The sequence below is a fragment of the Acidovorax sp. BLS4 genome (assembly GCF_032929295.1).
GTDB lineage: Bacteria > Pseudomonadota > Gammaproteobacteria > Burkholderiales > Burkholderiaceae_C > Paracidovorax.
In genome coordinates this window covers 3051415-3072326 of the sequence record NZ_CP136797.1, presented here as the reverse complement: position 1 = coordinate 3072326, position 20912 = coordinate 3051415, and the positions used below count along the sequence as shown (strand labels likewise).

The 20912-nt window shown below is 68.9% G+C and carries 19 protein-coding genes; 16 read left to right on the top strand and 3 right to left on the bottom strand.

The genetic code is table 11. The features are described from left to right. Window positions 1-33 precede the first annotated feature (33 nt). From R1Z03_RS14245 to R1Z03_RS14235, 3 genes are all read left to right on the top strand, one after another. A complete protein-coding gene (locus tag R1Z03_RS14245; protein WP_272564362.1) occupies window positions 34-342 on the top strand; it encodes a 2TM domain-containing protein in 309 nt (102 codons plus the stop codon). A 74-nt stretch (window positions 343-416) separates the two neighbouring features. Beyond that, complete coding sequence (locus tag R1Z03_RS14240; protein ID WP_272564364.1) at window positions 417-1487, top strand: sensor histidine kinase; 1071 nt, start codon at window positions 417-419, stop codon at window positions 1485-1487. Next, a complete protein-coding gene (locus R1Z03_RS14235; protein WP_317351965.1) occupies window positions 1484-2323 on the top strand; it encodes a LytTR family DNA-binding domain-containing protein in 840 nt (279 codons plus the stop codon). Before R1Z03_RS14240 ends, R1Z03_RS14235 begins: the two co-directional genes overlap by 4 nt. A gap of 71 nt (window positions 2324-2394) precedes the next feature. Here R1Z03_RS14235 and R1Z03_RS14230 read toward each other — a convergent pair whose 3' ends face one another. Continuing rightward, on the bottom strand, window positions 2395-3027 hold the full coding sequence (locus R1Z03_RS14230) for a LysE family translocator (RefSeq protein ID WP_284394813.1): 633 nt from the start codon (window positions 3025-3027) through the stop codon (window positions 2395-2397). Between the two features lie 133 nt (window positions 3028-3160). Continuing rightward, window positions 3161-3802 carry an ATP-binding cassette domain-containing protein gene (locus R1Z03_RS14225; protein WP_317351961.1) on the bottom strand — a complete coding sequence of 214 codons (642 nt, stop codon included), beginning with the start codon at window positions 3800-3802 and terminating at the stop codon, window positions 3161-3163. 148 nt (window positions 3803-3950) lie between these two features. Here R1Z03_RS14225 and R1Z03_RS14220 point away from each other — a divergent pair, with 148 nt between their 5' ends. From R1Z03_RS14220 to R1Z03_RS14210, 3 genes are all read left to right on the top strand, one after another. Then, on the top strand, window positions 3951-4319 hold the full coding sequence (locus tag R1Z03_RS14220) for a hypothetical protein (protein ID WP_317351959.1): 369 nt from the start codon (window positions 3951-3953) through the stop codon (window positions 4317-4319). 257 nt (window positions 4320-4576) lie between these two features. Beyond that, window positions 4577-5158, top strand: coding sequence for a hypothetical protein (locus R1Z03_RS14215; protein ID WP_317351957.1), 582 nt, complete (start codon window positions 4577-4579; stop codon window positions 5156-5158). A gap of 53 nt (window positions 5159-5211) precedes the next feature. Continuing rightward, window positions 5212-5859 (top strand): hypothetical protein, encoded by a 648-nt coding sequence (locus R1Z03_RS14210; RefSeq protein WP_317351955.1) that lies wholly within the window; start codon window positions 5212-5214, stop codon window positions 5857-5859. A gap of 22 nt (window positions 5860-5881) precedes the next feature. On the opposite strand, the gene R1Z03_RS14205 is transcribed toward R1Z03_RS14210, so the two are convergent. Beyond that, window positions 5882-6643 (bottom strand): TOBE domain-containing protein, encoded by a 762-nt coding sequence (locus R1Z03_RS14205; RefSeq protein WP_317351952.1) that lies wholly within the window; start codon window positions 6641-6643, stop codon window positions 5882-5884. Between the two features lie 82 nt (window positions 6644-6725). Between R1Z03_RS14205 and modA the strand changes: the two genes are divergently transcribed. The 10 genes from modA to R1Z03_RS14155 all read left to right on the top strand — a co-directional run bounded on the left by modA (window position 6726) and on the right by R1Z03_RS14155 (window position 20810). Further along, on the top strand, window positions 6726-7490 hold the full coding sequence (modA, locus tag R1Z03_RS14200; protein WP_372588150.1) for a molybdate ABC transporter substrate-binding protein: 765 nt from the start codon (window positions 6726-6728) through the stop codon (window positions 7488-7490). A gap of 45 nt (window positions 7491-7535) precedes the next feature. Continuing rightward, window positions 7536-8222, top strand: coding sequence for a molybdate ABC transporter permease subunit (gene modB / locus R1Z03_RS14195; RefSeq protein ID WP_317351949.1), 687 nt, complete (start codon window positions 7536-7538; stop codon window positions 8220-8222). Then, entirely contained in the window at window positions 8219-9337 is a 1119-nt protein-coding gene (gene modC, locus R1Z03_RS14190) for a molybdenum ABC transporter ATP-binding protein (protein WP_317351946.1), read from the top strand. The genes modB and modC overlap by 4 nt, the downstream gene beginning before the upstream one ends. 225 nt (window positions 9338-9562) lie before the next feature. After that, window positions 9563-11488, top strand: a complete 1926-nt coding sequence (gene glgB, locus R1Z03_RS14185; protein ID WP_317360375.1) for a 1,4-alpha-glucan branching protein GlgB — start codon at window positions 9563-9565, stop codon at window positions 11486-11488. Continuing rightward, window positions 11475-13634, top strand: coding sequence for an alpha-1,4-glucan--maltose-1-phosphate maltosyltransferase (locus R1Z03_RS14180; RefSeq protein ID WP_317351943.1), 2160 nt, complete (start codon window positions 11475-11477; stop codon window positions 13632-13634). The genes glgB and R1Z03_RS14180 overlap by 14 nt, the downstream gene beginning before the upstream one ends. A 15-nt stretch (window positions 13635-13649) precedes the next feature. Then, complete coding sequence (treS, locus tag R1Z03_RS14175) at window positions 13650-17051, top strand: maltose alpha-D-glucosyltransferase (RefSeq protein ID WP_284428957.1); 3402 nt, start codon at window positions 13650-13652, stop codon at window positions 17049-17051. A gap of 63 nt (window positions 17052-17114) precedes the next feature. Continuing rightward, window positions 17115-17825, top strand: a complete 711-nt coding sequence (locus R1Z03_RS14170) for a hypothetical protein (RefSeq protein WP_284405925.1) — start codon at window positions 17115-17117, stop codon at window positions 17823-17825. A 286-nt stretch (window positions 17826-18111) separates the two neighbouring features. Further along, window positions 18112-18651, top strand: coding sequence for a TRAP transporter small permease subunit (locus R1Z03_RS14165; RefSeq protein WP_272564385.1), 540 nt, complete (start codon window positions 18112-18114; stop codon window positions 18649-18651). 48 nt (window positions 18652-18699) lie between these two features. After that, on the top strand, window positions 18700-20286 hold the full coding sequence (locus R1Z03_RS14160; protein WP_284425072.1) for a TRAP transporter large permease subunit: 1587 nt from the start codon (window positions 18700-18702) through the stop codon (window positions 20284-20286). Beyond that, window positions 20283-20810, top strand: coding sequence for a hypothetical protein (locus R1Z03_RS14155; protein ID WP_317351937.1), 528 nt, complete (start codon window positions 20283-20285; stop codon window positions 20808-20810). Before R1Z03_RS14160 ends, R1Z03_RS14155 begins: the two co-directional genes overlap by 4 nt. Window positions 20811-20912 lie beyond the last annotated feature (102 nt).

Below are 20912 nucleotides of genomic sequence, written 5' to 3'. Positions count from 1 at the left end.
CTCCCCTCCCACCCCGATCCCCAAGGAGCCGCCATGCCCGCTTTCCACACCCCCGACGATCTCGCCCCCCAGGACGACCTGGACCGCCTGGCCCGCAAGCGGGCCGGTGCCAAGATGGGCTGGCTGCTGCACGCCTGCGTGTACCTGTGCGTCAACCTGGCGCTGGCCGCCCTCGCCGCCTACCAGGGGCGCCACTGGGCGGTGTTTCCCGCGCTGGGCTGGGGCCTGGGCCTGGCGATCCATGGCGCGGCGGTGTGGCTGGCGCTGCCGGGCGGGCGGCTGCACGCCCGCCTGCTGGAGCGCGAGCGCGCCGCCCTGCGCCAGGCCCTGCAGCGGCGCTGACCGGGCGCACGGCCGCCGCCAGGAGTGCCCCCACAATCGGCCCACCAGAAGCTTTTCCTTTCTCCAGCGCCGCCATGCAGCACTTCAGCCTTCGCCAATCCATTCGCCACGGGCTGGTGATCGCCGCGTTCTGCGCCGCCATCGCCGGCATCCAGCTCGCCTACGGCCGGGGACCGTGGGACGTGCAGCTCGTGTACTCCCTGGCCATCGGCCTACCGAGCTGGCTGCTGATCGACATCGGCCGCCTGTGGCTCTCACGCCATAGCCCCATCCCGTGGCCCCTGGGCTGGCGCGGCTGGGCGCTGGTCGCGGTGGGCGGCTCCATCGGCTTTCAGTTCGGCTCGGCCCTGGGCGATGCCTACCGCGAGAGCATGCACCCCGGCCTGACCCTGGCGTCGGCAGGCGGCCCCAGTTCGGCCATGGTGACGACGGTGCTGGCGTGCCTGGCGCTGTCGTTCTTCTTCTACGCCCAGGGAAAATCGCGCTTCCTGGAAGGCAAGATCGCCGAGGTCGAACGCGACGCCGCCGAGGCGCGCCTCAAGCTGCTGGAGGCGCAGCTGGAGCCGCACATGATGTTCAACACCCTGTCCAACCTGCGCGTGCTGATCGCCGCCGACCCGCCCCGCGCCCAGGCCATGCTGGACCACCTGATCGACTACCTGCGCGCCACACTCGGCGCCTCGCGGGCCACGCTGCATCCGCTGGCCGACGAATTCGCCCGGCTGCGCGACTACCTGGAGCTGATGTCGGTGCGCATGGGCCCGCGCCTGGCCTACACGCTCGACCTGCCCGAAGCGCTCGCCCGCGTGCCCGTGCCGCCGCTGCTGCTGCAGCCGCTGGTGGAAAACGCCATCCGCCACGGCCTGGAGCCGAAGGTGGAAGGCGGCAGCATCCACATCGCCGCCCGGCCATTGCCCGACGGCCTGCTGGAACTGCTGGTGCAGGATTCGGGCGCCGGGCTGGCCGCAGGCGGCACCGCACCGCCCGGGCCACCCGGCCCGGCGCGCCAGAGCTTCGGGCTGCAGCAGGTGCGCGAGCGGCTGCACACGCTGTACGGCGAGCAAGGCACTATTAATTTGATAGCACAACGCCCTAGTGGAACATGCGCCAGGGCCGTATTTCCCTTGAATCCCCCGCTGCCATGAACCTGCCGCCCTCCCGCGCGCCCCGCGCCCTGATCGCCGAAGACGAACCGCTGCTGGCCGCCGCCCTGCGCCAGGAGCTGGCCCGGGCCTGGCCGGACCTTCAGATCGCCGCCACCGTGGGCGACGGGCTCGCGGCCGTGCAGCAGGCGCTGGACCTGCGGCCCGACGTGCTGCTGTTCGACATCCGCATGCCGGGCCAGAGCGGCCTGGAGGCAGCCGCCGAGCTGGCCGACGCCTGGCCGGCCGACACGCCCTTTCCCGCGCTGGTGTTCGTGACCGCCTACGACCAGTACGCCGTGCAGGCCTTCGAGGCCCAGGCCGTGGACTACCTGCTCAAGCCCGTGCAGCCCGAGCGGCTGCGCAAGGCCGTCCAGAAGCTGCAGGCCACCCTCGCACGGCAGGCCGCGCCCGCCGCGCTGGACTTCGAGGCCACGCTGGCCCGCCTGCGCGCACTGGTGGCGCTGCCCGGGGCCGCTGCGCCGGGCATGGCCGGTGCGGCGGCGCACCCCGCCCCGCTCACCGTCATCCAGGCCAGCAGCGGCGCGCAGATCCACCTGGTGCCGGTGGCGGACGTCGTGGTGTTCGAGGCGGCCGACAAGTACGTGCGCGTGCTGACCGCCACGCAGGAGTACTTGATCCGCACGCCCCTCAAGGAACTGGCTGCCCAGCTCGACGCGAACACCTTCTGGCAGGTGCACCGCGGCACCCTGGTGCGCGCCAGCGCCATCGCCTCAGCCGTGCGCGACGAATCAGGGCGGCTGCACCTGCGCCTGCGCGAGCGGCCAGAAACCCTGGCGGTGAGCCGGCTCTACGCCCACCGCTTCAAGGCGATGTAGCGCCCGAATGGCACAAAAGCCGAGGCGAAGCGACCCGGCAGCAAGCGCCGCCGGCCCGCCGAATCACAAAGTCAGCGGTTGGCCGCGAGCAGCAGCCCGCCGGCGCCCATGAAGAATCCGCCCGTCGCCTTGTTCAGCCGCACCACGCCGCGCTGCGAGCGGATCACCCGGCGGATCTGCCGCCCGCCCGTGGCGTACACGGCGGTGGAGACGAACTCGGCCATCAGGTACACCGAGCCCAGCACCAGGAACTGGTGCGCCGCGGGCTGGGCGGGGTCGATGAACTGGGGAAACACCGCGGCGAACAGGATGATCGCCTTGGGATTGGTGATGCCCAGCAGGAACTCCTGCAGGATCAGCGAGCGGATCGGCACCGCAGCCGCCGAGGGCGTGGCCTCGCTGCCCTCCACCAGTTCCAGCCCGCCGAACTCCCGGCTGCGCCACGCCTTCCAGCCCAGCCAGAACAGGTAGCACGCCCCCACCCATTTCACGACCGTGAAGGCCGCCTCGGAGGCCAGCAGCATCGCGCCCAGACCCACGGCGGACACCGTCAAGAAGATGGCGAACGCCGCCGCACGCCCGATGGTGGCCACCAGCGCCGTGCCTACGCCGGCCCGGATGCCGTTGTTCAGGCCGCAGAAATTGTTGGGGCCGGGCGTGAGCGCAATCGCCACGGCCACGGGTGCGAAAAGAAGGGCGTCCATACCAGGCTCCTGAATGGCAACGGAAGGGAAAGAAACAAACAGGCAACAGCGCAGAAGGATCGCAGTGTAGGCGGGGAAGGCCCCGGCTGCGAGCCCGCGCGGCGGCGGGTGGTGCACGGCGTTGCCGGCACCCTCAGGGCAAATCGATGACCGCGTTCCACGGCACGCCCGCGAGCGCATCGTAGTGCGCCACCAGCACGCTGCCCGGCCCGCCCTGCGCCGCCCGCTGCGCCAGCACCTGCTGCAGGTACTGCACCGAGGGACGGTCCAGGCCGGCCACCGGCTCGTCCACCAGCACCAGCGGCGCCCCGCACGCGAAAGCGGCCGCCAGCAGCGCCTTGCGCCGCGTGCCGGTGGACAGCTGCTCCATGGCCTTGGGCAGGTGGCTTTCCAGCCCGAACCCCGCCACGTGCGCCTGCAGCGCCGAAGCGTCCCATGCCGGATGGCGGCCGGCCAGCGCACCGAACCATGCCGCCGGGCTGGTGCCATCGAGCGCCGTCGCGCGCGGGTCGGCCCAGAACACCGCGCCCGACTCCTTCGCGGCCCGGTCGCTGCACGGCTGCCCGTTCCGCCAGACGGTGCCGCCCTGGGGTTGCAGCTCCCCGGCCAGCAGGCGCAGCAGCGTGGTCTTGCCCGAGCCCTCGTCGCCCCGCACCAGCGTCGCGCCCGGCGCGGCATGGGCGGTGAAGCCGTCGAATACGGCCGGGCCCTGCGCATGGGCAAAGCGCAGGCCGTCGCACAGCAAAGTGGCAGAGGGTGTCGTCGAGTCGGGCATGGCGGGGTTCACAGGAGCGAAGGGTGGTCGAGGGAGCCGCCCACGTGCGTGGGCGCTGCACATTCTGTGGCAAAGCGCGGCCAAACCTGCCCGAAAATGCCCCCTGCCGCGCCGCCCCCGGCGCCTTCCTTCCACAAACCTGAAACCCATGACCCTGCGCTACCTGGAATTCGACTACAGCGAGGACGACGAAGGCACCGGCACCTGGGATGCCATGGCCAGCGTGACCGAAGAGCACCTGCCGGCCCTGCACGCGGAGATCGCACAGGTGCTGGGCTGGGCCCACGCCACTTTCCCGAACCAGAACGGCGCCATCGAGGACGGCGCCGCCTGGGACTACGACCTGCAGGCCGTACGGGAGGTCTCCGCCGTGCAGTCCCTGGTTTTCGACGAGGCCACCCGGCGCCTCGTTTCCACCGCCGGCAAGCCCGCAGCACCGCGGCATACGGTGACGCTCTCGATCAGCGGTAACGCGGCGTTCTGCGAGGAGTTCCGACCGCGCTTCGGAGGCGAGTGAGCACCCGATGAAGCCGTGAGCGCGGGCCAGCGATCCCCGACCGTCATCCCCATTGCGCATGCCGCTATCATCCCGCGGCCTGCGAAGACGGGCAGAAAAAAGGGAGGTGAATCGTGAGCGTGGCATTCAAAGACCCGTGCGATTCGCCATGTCACGGCATCACGAATCGAATTTCAATGGCATGGACACAATGGCTGCGGAGCGAGCCCGCAGAACCCGTGGTCAACGGGCGAATGCAATATGGACCAGGAAAGGGAATGATCAAACAGGTCTTCGAAGGCCTCGATGCTTCGCAAAAGAGGGTCCGAAAAATCGCGACCATCGACCCGATCAGGAAGAAGATCATCCTGATCCAGCCCGGGGATAAGGTGCTCTATCAATCCGGACTCAGGGAAAAGGGTGTTGCGGGTTATGTGTATGTATTTGCCCATGCCACAGCAAAAAGCATTCAGGGAATGATCCATGGCATGGAAGTGGCCGACACGATCCGGCGCAGCGGCCTCTGGCACGGAGAGCCGGTTTTGATCGACGCATGCAATGCGGGAGCCACGTCCGATGGCATCGCAAGTGAATTGGCCCAAGTGTTGCGAACGCATGTCACGGCGCCCACCACAACCACCTGGAATTACCCGCTGGGCGGTTCTGCGGTGGGGCAAGGGGCCTTCGAGAAGCTCCCGGGCGTATTGGCGATGCTCCCCATTCCCGACCTGTTGCGTCCAGGCTTATGGCGAACCTGGGGGCCCGATGGACAACCCATTGCAACGGCCCCAACCTCTCCGCGCGATACCGGCGATCTGCTGAAAGGGGCCTTGATGCAGAAAATGGGGAAGCGCCGATGATTGGCCGGTGGAAAAAATGGGGGGCAGGCACCCGAATCGCTCTGGTCCTTTCCTTGCTGGTCGGCGCCTGGACCGCGTGGTGGTGGATCGATAGCGCCGTCACCTGCGACCAGCAGGATGAATACTCGTATCACGGCTTTTGCCTGATGGAGTTGCAACGCCGCGCCGAAAGCGGCGACAACCCTGCGCAGTGGGCTTACGGCAATTACCTGGCAGGCATTCCGCCCTTCGACCAAGCCTACGAGTGGCATCTGAAAGCCATGCACGGCGCGCGCATCGGCCTGGAGTTGCGTCGCAGCATGGACGCCTACTGCGACAAGGTTCCCGGCTTCGACGCGCGCACAGTGGAGTCCGTCATGCAGCGCGTGGTCCGCACCAGTCCCGATGCCCATTTGCGGCTGTTCCAGTTGTATCTTTCCCCGCCCCCCTGCAGCGCGTTCAGCCTGGATCAAGCCAGCGCACAGATCCCCTTGCTCACCCAATGCGCCCACCTCACCCTGGCCGAATACTTCCGGGCCGTGGAGCGGGAGCGCTACACCCTTTCGGCGGCAACGCGGGCGGCCATCCGGAGCAACCTGGATCGCTGCGAAAACGAACTCGCCCACCCCCCACCAGAAGCCCCCACGGTGCGTGAGTTCATGCCATTGCAGCCGAAGGACATCGAGGCGCTTCGGCGCAGCCTGGACAAGACCGCTCCGTGACCCGGACCCAGTCGAAATCCGGTCACCCCGTGACGGCCAGCACCACGGCCGACTCGTCCACCGCCATCGCCACACGAGCACGGGCCCGCAGGCCGCTCGACGGGGGCGCGAACCCCACCATGTGCACCCCGGCGTCCAGCGTGGCCGAAACCTCGTCGCCCGCCGGCCCGCGCGACACGCGCGATGCCCTGGCCGGCCAGGCGTTGTCGGCAGCCGATGCCGGCAAACCGGCCTGAACGCGCACGGCCGCGGCCTTGCACAGCGCGAGCACGGGCAGGCCCGGACGCAGTGCCAGCAGCTCGGCACTCTCGCGCGTGATGCGCGCGCGCAGCGCCAGGCCGGGCGCCGCCTCGCCCTGCAGATGCACGCGCACCAAGGGCCCCAGTGGCTCCAGCGCCCGCACGGTGCAGGGCCACTGGTTGCGCAGGCTGGTGCGCAACGCCAGTCGGGCCAGTGCCGGCGCGCCACCCGGGCCGTGCGCCAGCCGAGCGAGCACTTCGCGGCGGGCCTCCTCCAGCGCATCGGCCGCGTTCAGCAATTCGTGCCCCGCCGGGGTCAGCTGCGCGCCGCCACCGCCGGTGCCGCCCACGGCGCGCGCCACCAGGGGCACGCCCGCCAGGTTGGTGAGCGCGTCCACCGCCTGCCAGGCCGCCTTGTAGCTCACGCCCACGGCCCGCGCGGCCTGCGAGATCGATCCGCCCACGCCGATCTGGCGCAGGATGTCGATGCGCGGGTGCGCCATGCCCTGGCCCAGCGCATCGGAGAGGGAAAGCCGCTTTGTCATGGGCGCATCATGCCGCGCTGTCCGGGGCTGCCCGGGAAACCCGTCGCTATACTCGACCGCTATTCATCCAAGGAATAGCGCCATGCGATTTGCCTCCGCCCCCTCCCGACTGCTGGCCGCTGCCGGCATGGTCCTGGCGGGCCTGGCCTCGGCCCATGCCGGAGAGGTGCCCGTCGCCGTCGCGGCCAATTTCACGGCGCCGATGCAGAAGATCGCCGCGGCGTTCGAGCAGGCCACCGGCCACAAGGCCGTGCTGTCGTTCGGGGCCACCGGCAAGTTCTATGCGCAGATCAAGAACGGCGCACCGTTCCAGGTGCTGCTGTCCGCCGACGACACCACGCCCGCCCGGCTGGAGCAGGAGGGCCAGGCTGTGCAGGGATCACGCTTCACCTATGCCGTGGGACGGCTGGTGCTGTGGAGCCCGCGCGAAGGCTACGTGGACGACCAGGGCCAGGTGCTCAAGGCGGGCGATTTCACCTATCTGGCCGTCGCCAACCCCAAGCTCGCGCCCTATGGCCTGGCGGCCGTGCAGACGCTGGAAAAGCTCGGCCTGGGCGAGCGCCTTAAGCCGCGCTTCGTGACGGGCGAGAACATCGCGCAGACCTACCAGTTCGTGGCCACGGGCAATGCGCAGCTGGGTTTCGTGGCGCTGTCGCAGGTCATGGAAGGCGGCAAGATCGCCAAGGGCTCGGCCTGGCAGGTGCCGGAGGCGCTGCACGACCCCATCCGGCAGGATGCCGTCCTGCTCGCCACGGGCAAGGACCAGCCCGCCGCCATCGCCCTGATGAAATTCCTGCGCAGCGACGCGGCGCGCGAGGTGATCCGGGCCTACGGCTACGGGCTCTGAGCCCCTGCCCGCACCCGCCAAAGCCGCCGGACCGACACGCTGCCGATGCCTTTTTCTGCGCAGGACCTGGCCGCCATCGGCCTCACGCTGCGGCTGGCCGCGCTCACCACGCTCACGCTGCTGGTGCTGTGCACGCCACTGGCCTGGTGGCTGGCGCACACGCCGTCGCGCTGGCGCGGCCCGGTCTCGGCGGTGGTGGCGCTGCCGCTGGTGCTGCCCCCCACGGTGATCGGTTTCTACCTGCTGCTCACCCTGGGGCCCAACGGCCCGGTGGGCCGCGCGATGCAGTCGATGGGCCTGGCCACCCTGCCCTTCACCTTCGCCGGTCTGCTGGTGGGATCGGTCGTGTACTCGCTGCCGTTCGCGGTGCAGCCGCTGCAGCGCGCATTCGAGGCGGTGGGAGCGCGGCCGATGGAGGCCGCCGCCACGCTGGGCGCGGGCCCGTGGGACCGCTTCTTCACCGTGGGGATGCCGCTCGCGCGGTCGGGCTTTCTCACGGCGGGGGTGCTGAGCTTTGCGCACACGGTGGGAGAGTTCGGCGTGGTGCTCATGCTCGGCGGCAACATTCCCGGCGTGACGCGCGTGGTGTCGGTGCAGATCTACGACCACGTGGAGGCCATGGAATACCTGCAGGCCCACTGGCTGGCGGGGAGCATGGTGGTGTTCTCGTTCGGGGTGCTGCTGTTGCTGCACTGGCTGCAGCCCGCACGGCCCGGCAGGGGCGCGGCATGACGGCCGGTGCGGGACGGTTGCCCTGCACGGGCGAAGGCACCATCGAGGCCCGCCTGCGGCTGCAGCGCCCGGGCGGCTTCGTGCTGGACCTGGACCTGTCCCTTCCCGGCCGGGGCGTCACGGCGCTCTACGGCCCCTCGGGCTGTGGCAAGACGACCTGCCTGCGGGCCCTGGCGGGCCTGGAGCGGGCCCAGGGGCGCGTGGCCGTTCATGGGCAGGTGTGGCAGGACGACGCGCAGCGCCTGTGGCTCCCGACGCACCAGCGGGCGCTGGGCTATGTGTTCCAGGAATCGAGCCTTTTCGCGCACCTGGACGTGCGCCGCAACCTCGAGTACGGCCTGCGGCGCACACCCCCGGCGCGCAGGAAGGTGTCGCTGGAGCAGGCCGTCGAACTGCTCGGGCTGCAACCCCTGCTGGCCCGCCAGCCAAGCACCCTGTCGGGGGGCGAGCGCCAGCGGGTGGCGATGGCCCGGGCCCTGGCCGCCAGCCCCCGCGTGCTCCTGATGGACGAGCCCCTGGCCGCCCTGGACGCGCAGCGCAAGGCCGAAGTGCTGCCCTATCTGGAGCGCCTGCAGCGCGAACTGGACATTCCCGTGCTGTACGTGAGCCATGCGCAGGACGAAGTGGCCCGGCTGGCGCAGCACCTGGTGCTGCTTGGCGGCGGTCGGGTGCTGGCGAGCGGCCCCGCGCCGGCCCTCCTGGCGCGGCTGGACCTGCCGCTCGCCGAGGGCGACACGGCGGCGACCGTGGCCGAGGGCAGGGTCGACGGTTACGACGCGGCGGACCAACTCATGGACGTTCGCCTGCCCGGGGGCGGCGCATTGCTGGTGGCCACCGCCGATCCCCACCCGCCGGGCACGGCCGTGCGCTTTCGGGTGCAGGCGCGCGATGTGACGGTGGCGCTGGCCGCGCCGGTGCGCAGCAGCGTGCTGAACGTGCTGCCGGCGCGGGTGGTGGCGCTGCGCGAGGACGGCCCGGGGCTGGCCATGGTGGCGCTCGATGCCCAGGGCACGCCCCTGCTCGCCCGCGTCACCCAGCGCTCGGCACGCACCCTGGGGCTGGCCCCGGGCCTGCCGGTTTTCGCGCAGATCAAGGGCGTGGCGCTGCTCGTTTGACCCCTGCCGTGCAGGGGCGGCACGGCCGCTGCGCGCCGAGGGAAGGCACTATCGGGCCATGCGTTCCCAATGCTGCCCGAATAGGCGCTGTCCTACAAACCCAAGCGCCACTCCCGCGCAGCGACGACCCCGCGGGACGTGCCCCAATGGGTTTTGTGAACCGGTTGCGCTGGCGCGCCCTGCGCCGCGGAGCGCCCACTCCCCCAAGGATCCAAGCCCGTGCCTTTGCCCCACACCGCCCTGCTGACCGCCCACGACGCCTATCTCCTTCGCGAAGGAACGCATTCACGCCTCTACCAGGCCATGGGCTGCCACCTGCGCAGCGAGGGCGGCGGCGCGGACTTTTCCGTCTGGGCACCCAACGCCGCATCGGTCTCGGTCATCGGCGACTGGAATGGCTGGAACCCCGATGCGGATGTGCTCCACGCCCGGTCCGATGGCAGCGGCATCTGGGAGGGAGCCTCCCCCCACGCCGCGCACGGCCAAGCCTACAAATACCGCATCGTGTCGCACAACGGGGGCCGCGTGCTCGAAAAGGCCGACCCCTTCGCCGTGTGTGCCGAATTGCCGCCCAACACCGCATCGCGCATCTGGTCGCTCGACTACGAATGGGGCGACAGCGACTGGATGGCATCGCGCGGGCCGCGCAACGCGCTGGATGCGCCGATGTCCATCTACGAGATGCACCCCGGCTCCTGGCGCCGCCGAAACGGCCAGTTCATGAACTACCGCGAACTGGCCCATGAACTGGCGGACTATGTGACGTCCCTGGGCTTCACGCACGTGGAGCTGATGCCCATCACCGAACACCCGTTCTATGGCTCCTGGGGCTACCAGACCACCGGGTACTTCGCGCCCACCTCGCGCTACGGCACCCCGCAGGACTTCATGTACTTCGTGGACCACCTGCACCAGCGCGGCATCGGCGTGCTGCTGGACTGGGTGCCCTCCCACTTTCCGGTGGACGCCCACGGGCTGGCGGAGTTCGATGGCACCCACCTGTACGAGCATTCGGACCCGCGCCAGGGTTTCCACCCCGAATGGAGCTCGGCCATCTTCAATTACGGCCGGCACGAGGTGCGCAGCTTTCTCATCTCCTCCGGCCTGTTCTGGCTCGACAAGTACCACCTGGACGGGCTGCGCGTGGATGCGGTCGCGTCCATGCTCTACCTGGACTACGCCCGCAAGGACGGCGAGTGGATACCCAACCGCCACGGCGGCCGCGAGAACCTGGAAGCCATCGAGTTCATGCGGCTGCTCAACCGAGCGGTCTACCGCGACCACCCGGACACGGTCAGCATCGCGGAGGAATCCACCGCCTGGCCGATGGTCTCGCGCCCCGTGGAGATGAACGGCCTGGGCTTCGGCATGAAGTGGAACATGGGCTGGATGCACGACACGCTGGCCTACCTGAAGGAAGACCCGGTCAACCGTCGATACCACCACCACAAGCTCACGTTCTCGCTGGTGTATGCCTTCAACGAGAACTTCGTGCTGCCGCTCTCGCACGACGAAGTGGTGTACGGCAAGGGCTCGCTGATCAACAAGATGCCCGGCGACGAGTGGCAGCAGTTCGCCAACCTGCGCACGCTGTTCGGCCTGATGTGGTCGCACCCGGGCAAGAAGCTGCTCTTCATGGGCGGCGAGTTCGGCCAGCGCCGCGAGTGGACACATGAAGGCGAACTCGAATGGTGGGTGTGCGACAGCCCGTTGCACGGTGGCGTGCAGCGCCTGATCCGCGAACTCAACCGCGTCTATCGCAGCGAGCCCGCTCTGCATGAAGTGGACTTTTCGGCGGAGGGTTTTCAATGGGTGGAGGCCGACGACGCCGGGCAGAGCGTGATCGCCTTCCTGCGCAAGCCCAGCCATCGGGCGGCGCGGGAAGACGGCGCCGGCCCGGTGCTGGTGGTCTGCAACCTCACGCCCGTGCCGCGCACCAACTACCTGGTGGGTGTGCCGTCCTCCGGCTACTGGCAGGAGTTGCTCAACAGCGACGCGCGCGAGTTCGGCGGTGCCGGCTGGGGCAACCTGGGCGGCGTGGAGGCCGCGCCTGTGCGGTCGCACCAGTGGGAACAATCGCTGTGCCTCACGCTGCCGCCGCTCTCCACCCTTATCTTCCGACAGGAGCCTGCGCGCCATGCCAAAGCCTGACACCCTGCCCTCTTCTTTCCGCCCTGCGGCCAATGCCTCTGCGGCGTCGCCAGCGAGCCCGTCCACTCTGGTGACCCTGATCGGCGGTACAGACGGCCGTGTGCGCGCCGTGGTCGAAGCCGTGCTCCCCTGCGTGGACGGCGGTCGCTTTGCCGCCAAGCGCGTGGCCGGCGAACCGGCCCGCATCACCGCGCACTGTTTCACCGACGGGCACGACGTCTTGCGCGTGGCGCTGCAGTGGTGGCGCGACCGGGATGGCAACGCCACCACAGCCCCCGCAGACGCCACCGAAGTGGCCATGGAGGCCAGCGGCAACGACGAATGGGTGGCCGACTTCACCCCGCCCGAGCCAGGCCTGTACCGCTACACCGTGTCCGCCTGGGTGGACCCGTTCGAATCCTGGCGCCGGGAACTCGAACGCCGCGTCGATCCGCAGGACATCCGCGTCGCCGCGCGCGTGGGCGCGGCGGAAGCCCTGGCGGCCGCCCAGCGTGCCAGCGCCGCCCGCGACCGCAGCGACCTGACCGATTGGGCACAGGCCCTGGAACGCGGCGCCCAGGCCGAGGGCGATGCAGACATGCTCAAGGCCCTGGCGCTGGACGAAGCCGCCGCCGCGGCGATGCGCCGCCACCCCGACCGCCGCTTCGAGGTGCGCTACCCCGACGCCCTGCCGCTGCGGGCCGACCGCGAGCGGGCCCGTTACAGCACTTGGTACGAGCTGTTCCCCCGCTCCACCTCCCCCACCGCGGGCGTGCACGGCACGTTCCGCGACGTCGAGGCGCGCTTGGCCGATATCGCGGCCATGGGCTTCGACGTACTGTATTTCCCACCCATCCATCCCATCGGGCGGGAGCAGCGCAAGGGCAAGAACAATGCCCTGGCCGCGGGGCCCGACGATGTGGGCAGCCCCTGGGCCATCGGCGCGAAGGAGGGTGGGCACAAGGCCATCCTGCCCGAACTGGGCACCGTGCAGGACTTTCGCCGGCTGGTCGTGGCCGCCAAGGAGCAGGGCCTGGAAGTGGCGCTGGACATTGCCTTCCAATGCGCGCCGGACCATCCCTATGTGAAGGAACACCCCGACTGGTTCCGCTGGCGCCCGGACGGCACGGTGCAGTACGCCGAGAACCCGCCCAAGAAGTACCAGGACATCTATCCCTTCAACTTCGAATGCGACGACTGGCGCGGCCTGTGGAGCGAACTCAAAAGCGTGTTCGAGCACTGGATCGGCGAGGGCGTGCGCATCTTCCGGGTGGACAACCCGCACACCAAGGCCTTTCCGTTCTGGGAATGGGTGATCGCCGAGATCCAGCGCGACCACCCGGACACGATCTTCCTGGCCGAAGCCTTCACGCGGCCCAAGGTGATGCACGGGCTGGCCAAGCGGGGCTTCACCCAGTCGTACACCTACTTCACGTGGCGCAACACCAAGCACGAGCTGACGGAGTACTTCACCGAGCTGTCCACCGGACCGGGCCGCGAGTATTTCCGGCCCAACGCCTGGCCCAACACGCCGGACATCCTGCACGAGCACCTGCAGGGCGGCGAGCCGGCCGTCTTCATGGCACGGCTGGTGCTGGCCGCCACGCTGGCCGCCAGCTACGGCATCTACGGCCCGGCCTATGAACTGCTGGAGCACCTGCCGCGCGGGCCGGGCAGCGAGGAATACCTCGATTCCGAAAAGTACCAGCTGCGCCACTGGGACCTGGAGCGCCCCGGCAACCTGCGCGCCTTCATCACCCGCGTGAACCAGATCCGGCGCGAGAACCCGGCCCTGCATGCGGACCACAGGCTGCGCTTCCTGCATGTGGACAACGACCAGCTGCTGGCTTACATGAAGCACTCCGCTGACGGACGGAACATCGTGGTCACCGTGGTCAACCTGGACCCGCACCACCCGCAGTCGGGCTGGCTGCGGCTGTCGGCGGCGGACATCGCGGCCACCGACCCCTCCACGTCCGACATGCCGGCCTCGCAGCCCGCACCCCCTCCCACTGACTGGCAGATGCACGACCTGCTGAGCCAGCAGCGATTCGTCTGGCAGGGCGATGCGCACTACGTGCTGCTGGACCCGCACCGCTCGCCCGCCCACGTGTTCGTGGTGCGCCGGCGCGTCGGCCGCCACGACGACTTCGACCATTTTGAATAAAAAGAAGAGCCGCCCATGAATGCACCTTTGGTCCACCCCCTGCCCGAGCCAGAGCCGGCCGTCACCCCCGAGAACACGGAGATCGACACCAGCGACGATCCCCAGTGGTACCGGGACGCGGTCATCTACCAGCTTAACGTCAAGGCCTTCTTCGACACCAACGGCGACGGGGTGGGCGATTTCAAGGGCGTGACCGCCAAGCTCGACTACGTGAAGGACCTCGGGGTCAACACGATCTGGCTGATGCCGTTCTACCCATCGCCGCTGCGCGACGACGGCTACGACATCTCCGAGTACGAAGACGTCCACCCGCAGTACGGCACGCTGGACGACTTCCGCGAGATGCTGGACGCGGCCCACCAGCGCGGCCTGCGCGTGATCACCGAGCTGGTCATCAACCACACCTCCGCCGAGCACCCCTGGTTCCAGCGCGCGCGCACCGCGCCGCCCGGCTCGCCCGAGCGCGACTTCTACGTGTGGAGCGACACCGACCAGATCTACCAGGGCACGCGCATCATCTTCACCGACACCGAGACGTCGAACTGGGCCTGGGACCCCGTGGCCAAGGCCTATTACTGGCACCGGTTCTTCAGCCACCAGCCGGACCTGAATTTCGACAACCCGCTGGTGATGGAGGCCGTGCTCAAGACCATGCGCTTCTGGCTCGACATGGGTGTGGACGGCTTCCGGCTGGACGCGATCCCCTACCTGATCGAGCGCGACGGCACCAGCAACGAGAACCTGCCCGAGACGCACGCGGTGATCAAGCGGCTGCGCGCCGCGATCGACGCCGAATACAAGAACCGCTTCCTGCTGGCCGAGGCCAACATGTGGCCAGAGGACGTGCGCGAGTATTTCGGCGATGGCGACGAATGCCACATGGCCTACCACTTCCCGCTGATGCCGCGCATGTACATGGCCATCGCCCAGGAAGACCGCCACCCCATCGTCGAGATCCTGCAGCAGACGCCCGACATTCCCGACGGCTGCCAGTGGGCGATCTTCCTGCGCAACCACGACGAGTTGACGCTGGAGATGGTGACCAGCAAGGAACGCGACTACATGTACACCATGTACGCCGCCGACATGCGCGCACGCATCAACCTCGGCATCCGCCGCCGCCTGGCGCCGCTGATGGAAAACGACATCGACCGCGTGAAGCTCATGAACGGCATGCTGCTGTCCATGCCCGGCTCGCCCATCATCTATTACGGCGACGAGATCGGCATGGGCGACAACGTGTTCGTGGGCGACCGCAACGGCGTGCGCACGCCGATGCAGTGGAACCCCGACCGCAACGCCGGCTTCTCGCGCGCCGACCCGCAGCGGCTGTACCTGCAGCCCATCATGGATGCTGTGTACGGCTACGAGGCGTTGAACGTCGAGGCCCAGGCCAGCGACCAGAGTTCGCTGCTCAACTGGACCCGCCGCATGCTGGCCGTGCGCAAGACCAGCCGGGCCTTCGGGCGTGGCCGGCGCATCTTCCTGAAGCCGGGCAACCGCAAGATCCTCGCCTACATCAGCGAACACGGCGACGACGTGATCCTGACCGTGTTCAACCTGTCTCGCGCCGCCCAGCCGGTGGAGCTGGACCTGTCGGCCTACAAGGGGCGCGCCCCACTGGAAATGCTGGGCCGCGTCACCTTCCCGCCCATCGGCGACCTGCCCTACCTGCTCACGCTGCACTCCTACGGGTTCTACTGGTTCCGCCTGTCCACCGAGGCGCAGGTGCCGTCCTGGCACCAGGACGGGCTCGACCTGCAGGAGCGCCCGGTGCTGGTGCTGTTCGACGGCTGGACCAGCTTCTTCCGCGAAAACGTGATGCCCTGGCGCATCGGCATGGCCGAACGCATGCGCGTGCAATTCGAATCCGACACGCTGCCGCGCTACATCGAGCTGCAGCGCTGGTACGCCGGCAAGGGCACGGCCATCGAGCGCGCACGCATCCAGGACCACACCGTGTGGAAGACCGAGGGCGGCTATGAATGGATGCTGCCGATCCTGAATGTCGAGGCCCCGTCCACGCCGCCTGCCTCGTACTTCGTTCCCCTGGCCCTGGCATGGGAAGAAGGCGATGAAGAGCGCATGCGCCGGCTCTCGCCCGGCGGCGTGGCGCGCGTGCGCCAGCAGGCCAACGTGGGCGTGATGGGCGACGCCTTCCACGACGAGGCCTTCTGCCGCGCGGTGGTGCGGGCCATCGGTGCCAACGAACAACTGGGAACCGACCGCGGCGGCACGCTGCGTTTTCGCAGCACCGTGGCCTTCGCCGGGATGGCGCAGGGGCTGGACGACCTCACCGTGGGCCGCCCGGGCGCGCAGAGCAGCAACACCGTGGTCACCCTGGGCGAAAAGCTGTTCCTCAAGGGCTACCGGCACGTGCGCAACGGGGTCAATCCCGAGCTGGAGGTGGGCCGCTTCTTGACCGAGGCCGCGCGCTTCGAGCATTGCGTGCCGGTGGGCGGCGCGGTCGAGTACGTCGCGGGCGACGGCACGACCATGACGCTGGCCCTGGTGCAGTCCTACGTGTCCAACCAGGGCGACGGCTGGGAATACACCCTGGGCTACCTGGAGCGGTTTCTGGAAGACACGCGCATCGCCTCGGGCGCCACAGCGGACGTGCATGGAGGCTTCCTCGCGCTGGTGCGAACCCTCGGCCGCCGCACCGCCGGCCTGCACCGGGCACTCGCGCTGCGCACCGGCAACCCGGCGTTCGATCCGGAGCCGGTCACCGCGCAGGACGTGCAGGCCTTCCATGAGCGGGCCCTGGCCGAGGCGGCCGACACGCTGGCGCTGCTGGAGCAGCGCATGGCCGACCTGCCCCCCGCCGCGCGCACCGATGCCCAGGCCCTGCTGGCCCGGCGCGCCACCCTCATGGACCGCATCGGCCAGGGTACCGGCGTGACCCCTTCGGGCCACAAGACGCGCTACCACGGCGACTACCACCTGGGCCAGGTGCTGGTGACCGACAACGACTTCGTCATCATCGACTTCGAGGGCGAACCTGGCCGCACCTTCGAGCAGCGCCGCGCCAAGAGCTCGCCCCTGCGCGACGTGGCCGGCATGCTGCGCTCGTTCAACTACGCCCGCTGGGCCGCGCTCAAGCGGATGACCCAGTCCACCGAGGAGATGCTGCGCCTGGACGAAGCGGCCCAGCAATGGGAACGCGAGACGCGCGCCGCGTTTCTCGAGGCCTATGCCGCGGAGGCCAGCGCCCCGGCCACCCACCCCGGCGCCCACCTGGAGGTGGCCCCCGTGCCGGACGGCGCCATCGTGGCGCTGTTCGAGATCGAGAAGGCGCTGTACGAGCTGCGCTACGAACTCGGCAACCGCGTCGATTGGGCGCAGGTGCCGCTGCAGGGGCTGCTGGCGCTCATCGGCGCCGCGGCCTCGCCCTCGCCCGCCCCTGCGGCACCGTAGGCGCCCGTCACCCGGCCCGTCAACGACCGTCCACGTTCACCCGATCAATTGAGGGCACCCTCCATGGAAAATTTCAGCATTCATCTGGAACCGGCCCGCGCCATGCTGCTGCAGGTCAGCGCATTCCTGCCGCGGCTTCTCATCGCCCTGCTCGTCGTCGCAGCCGGCTGGCTGGTGGCCAAGGCGGCGCGCTTCGCCGTGACCCGCGGGCTGCGCGCGATCAACTTCCAGGTGCTCACGCAGCGCGCCGGGCTCGACGGCTTTCTGAAGCAAGGCGGCGTGCAGGGCGACACCACCAGCATCTTCGGCATCCTGGTCTATTGGCTGGTCATCCTCGCCTCGCTGCTCATCGCCTTCAACGGCCTGGGCCTGAGCTACGTGACCGCGCTGCTCAGCCGCGTGGTGTGGTTCGTGCCCAACCTGTTCATCGCGCTCATCATCCTCGCGCTGGGCGCGTACTTCGGCCGCTTCGTCGGCGAGATGGTGGCCGCGCAGGGCCGGCGCAGCGGCCTGAAGGAAACCGTGCTGCTGGGCAAGCTGGCCCAGTACGCGATCGTGGCCTTCGTCGTGCTGATCGCGCTCGACCACCTGCGCATCGGCGGCGACATCGTGCGCCAGAGCTTCCTCATCGTGCTGGGCGGCGCGGTGTTCGCCCTGGCGCTGGCCTTCGGCTTAGGGGGCAAGGACCGCGCGGCCGAGTGCATCGAGCACTGGTGGCCGCGCAAGCGCGGCCCGGGCGACGGCCCCGCGGGCGACGACCAGCGCATTCCATGACACCGGCCCGGCCGCGTCAACGGCGCTGCCCACCAGGCTGCTGAGACGGCCCCTTCCACGCCCTCTGGGCGCCTCTACCCCGCGCTGTGTCGCGGGGTTTTTTTCGCCCCGCCGTTGCATGGCGCGGCGCACAGGGCCAAGCCGCACGGGAAAACCCCACCCCCCAGCGTCAGGCTTTTTTCAGCAGCCCGGGAGTACGATCGGCGCCACTGCCGGCCCTGCGTCCACGCGCAGCGGCCGGGCCGCCGTATTTCAATAATTCCCCAAGTTCTCCAGGAGACAAACCGTGTCAGGACTCCTCAAATTGGCCATGGGCATGGACTGGATTTCCACCAAGCTCAGCAAGGTGGCCGGATGGGCCGTGCTCGCCGCCGCTCTGATTTCCGCCACCAACGCGATCATCCGCTACGGCCTGGACATGAGTTCCAACGCCTGGCTCGAGATCCAGTGGTACCTCTTCGCCACCACCGTGATGCTGGGCGCGCCGCTGGTGCTCAAGCTCAACGAGCACGTGCGCGTGGACATCATCTACGGCCGGCTGCGCGGCAAGAAGCCCGTGCTGGTGGACCTGTTCGGCCTGATCGTCTTCCTGCTGCCGGTGATGGGACTGCTCACCTGGCTGACGGCGCCGTTCTTCTGGCACATGCTGGTGTCTGGCGAGATGTCCGGCAACATCGGCGGCCTGATCCGCTGGCCCGCCGCGCTGCTGATGCCCCTGGGCTTCGGCGCGATGTTCCTGCAAGGCGTGGCCGAGATCATCAAGCGCGTGGCCTACCTGCGCGGCGACATCCAGATGAACACGCACTACGAGAAGCCGGTGCAGTAAGCACCCGCCCGCCCCTGCCCCACCGACTTCTCTCAGGACGACACCAGAATGCACATGGAAAACTTTGCCCCGATCATGTTCGCGGGGCTGATCGTGATCATGCTGATCGGGTTCCCGGTCGCGTTTTCGCTCGCGGCCCTGGGCCTGTTCAGCGGCTTCTTCGCCATCGAGATGGGCTGGTTCCCGGCCAATTTCATGGCGAACCTGCCGATCAACATGTTCGGCATCCTGTCCAACGACCTGCTGCTGGCCATTCCGTTCTTCACGCTCATGGGCGCGGTGCTCGAGAAATGCGGCCTGGCCGAGGACATGCTCGACTCCATGGGCCAGCTGTTCGGCCCGGTGCGCGGCGGGCTGGGCTACTCGGTCATCATCGTGGGCTTCATCCTCGGGGCCATCACCGGCACCGTCGCCGGCCAAGTGATCGCCATGGCCATGATCTCGCTGCCGGTGATGATGCGCTACGGCTACAACATGCGCTACTCCACCGGCGTGCTGGCGGCCTCGGGCACCATCACGCAGCTGGTGCCGCCCTCGCTGGTGCTGATCGTCATGGCCGACCAGCTCGGCCGGTCGGTGGGCGACATGTACAAGGGCGCCTGGGGCCCCGCCATCCTGCAGGTGCTGATCTTCGCCATCTACACCTTCCTGCTGGGCCGCTTCCGCCCCGAGTACGTGCCCGGCCTGCCCAAGACGGCGCGCACGCTGCACGGCTGGGCCCTGTGGGGCAAGTGCCTGCGCGGCATCATTCCCTCGGCCATCCTGATCTTCGCGGTGCTGGGCTCCATGGGTGGCCTGCCCTTCATGGACCACGCCATCGCCACGCCGACCGAGGCCGGTGCCATGGGCGCGGTGGGCTCGCTGATCCTGGCGGCCATCCACAAGCGGCTCACGTGGCAGCTCATCAAGGAAGCGATGGACGGCACCATGCGGCTCACGGCCATGGTGGTGTTCATCCTGATCGGCTCGCGGGTGTTCTCGCTGGTGTTCCAGGGCGTGGATGGCGCCATCTGGATCGAACACCTGCTGAGCGACCTGCCAGGCGGCCAGATCGGCTTCCTGATCGTGGTGAACATCTTCATCTTCTTCCTGGCGTTCTTCCTCGACTTCTTCGAGATCGCCTTCATCATCCTGCCGCTGCTGGGCCCCGTGGCGCACAAGCTGGGCATCGACCTGGTGTGGTTCGGCGTGCTGCTGTGCGTGAACATGCAGACGAGCTTCATGCACCCGCCCTTCGGCTTCGCACTGTTCTACCTGCGCGGCATCTCGGACACGCTGTTCAAGGAAAAACGCATCGACAGACCGGTCAAGTCCAGCGACATCTACATGGGCTCCATCCCCTGGGTGATCATGCAGCTGATCCTGGTGGCGATCGTGATCTTCTTCCCGCAGACAGTGACCGTCTTCCTGGACAAGGAGCAGGTGGTCGACCTGGACAAGGTGCAGCTCGAGATGCCGGCCGACTCGTCCGCCGAGCCCACCATCAACATGGATGACCCGTTCGGCACCGGTGAAAAGCCCGCAGCGGGCAGCGCCGCCCCGGCCGCCGAACCCGGTGCCGAGCCCGCCATGCCGGTGCCCGAGCCAGCACCGGACGCCGCACCCGCCGAAGGCGCGGCCAGCACGCCGCAATGACGGGCAACTCCCCGAACGTGCCCCCTGCGGATGCAGCGGACGCACCGGGCGGTGCCGGGGGCACCTGGCTGGAAAGCGCCGCCTACCCGCCCGCGGTGCGCGGGCTGGCCGTGGCCATCGTCGTGGCGCTTGGCGCGTTCGCGGCCTGGTCCGTGCCCGCGCTGCGCGGCGCGCAGTGGTCCTTCACCAGCCTGGCCACTTTCTGCATGGCCGGTGTGCTGATCGCCTGGGTGGGCTGGTGGATGGTGTTCAGCCGCACGCGCTTCACGGGCGACGCCCTGCTGCAATCGTGGCTGTGGGACAAGAAGGTGCACATCCGCGAAGTGGCCACTTTCAAAATCGTGCACTGGCCCTGGCTGAGCAGCATCGTCGCGCCCCGCATGCTCGTGCGCCGGCGCAACGGCAGCATCGCCTGGGTGCATTCGGCCGACCCGGCCTTGTTGGTGGCATTCGGCGAGGCGGTGGTCCGGCAGGGCAGCAATCCACAAGCCCGCTCTGAAGACCAGCCCCCGACAACTCGCTGAAGCGCCGGGCGAAATGCCACCAGCCGCCCCTGCGGTGCGCAGCCATGGCCGTGGTGCGGCAAGGCGCATGATCCACGCGCCCACGGGGGGCGCGACCAGTAC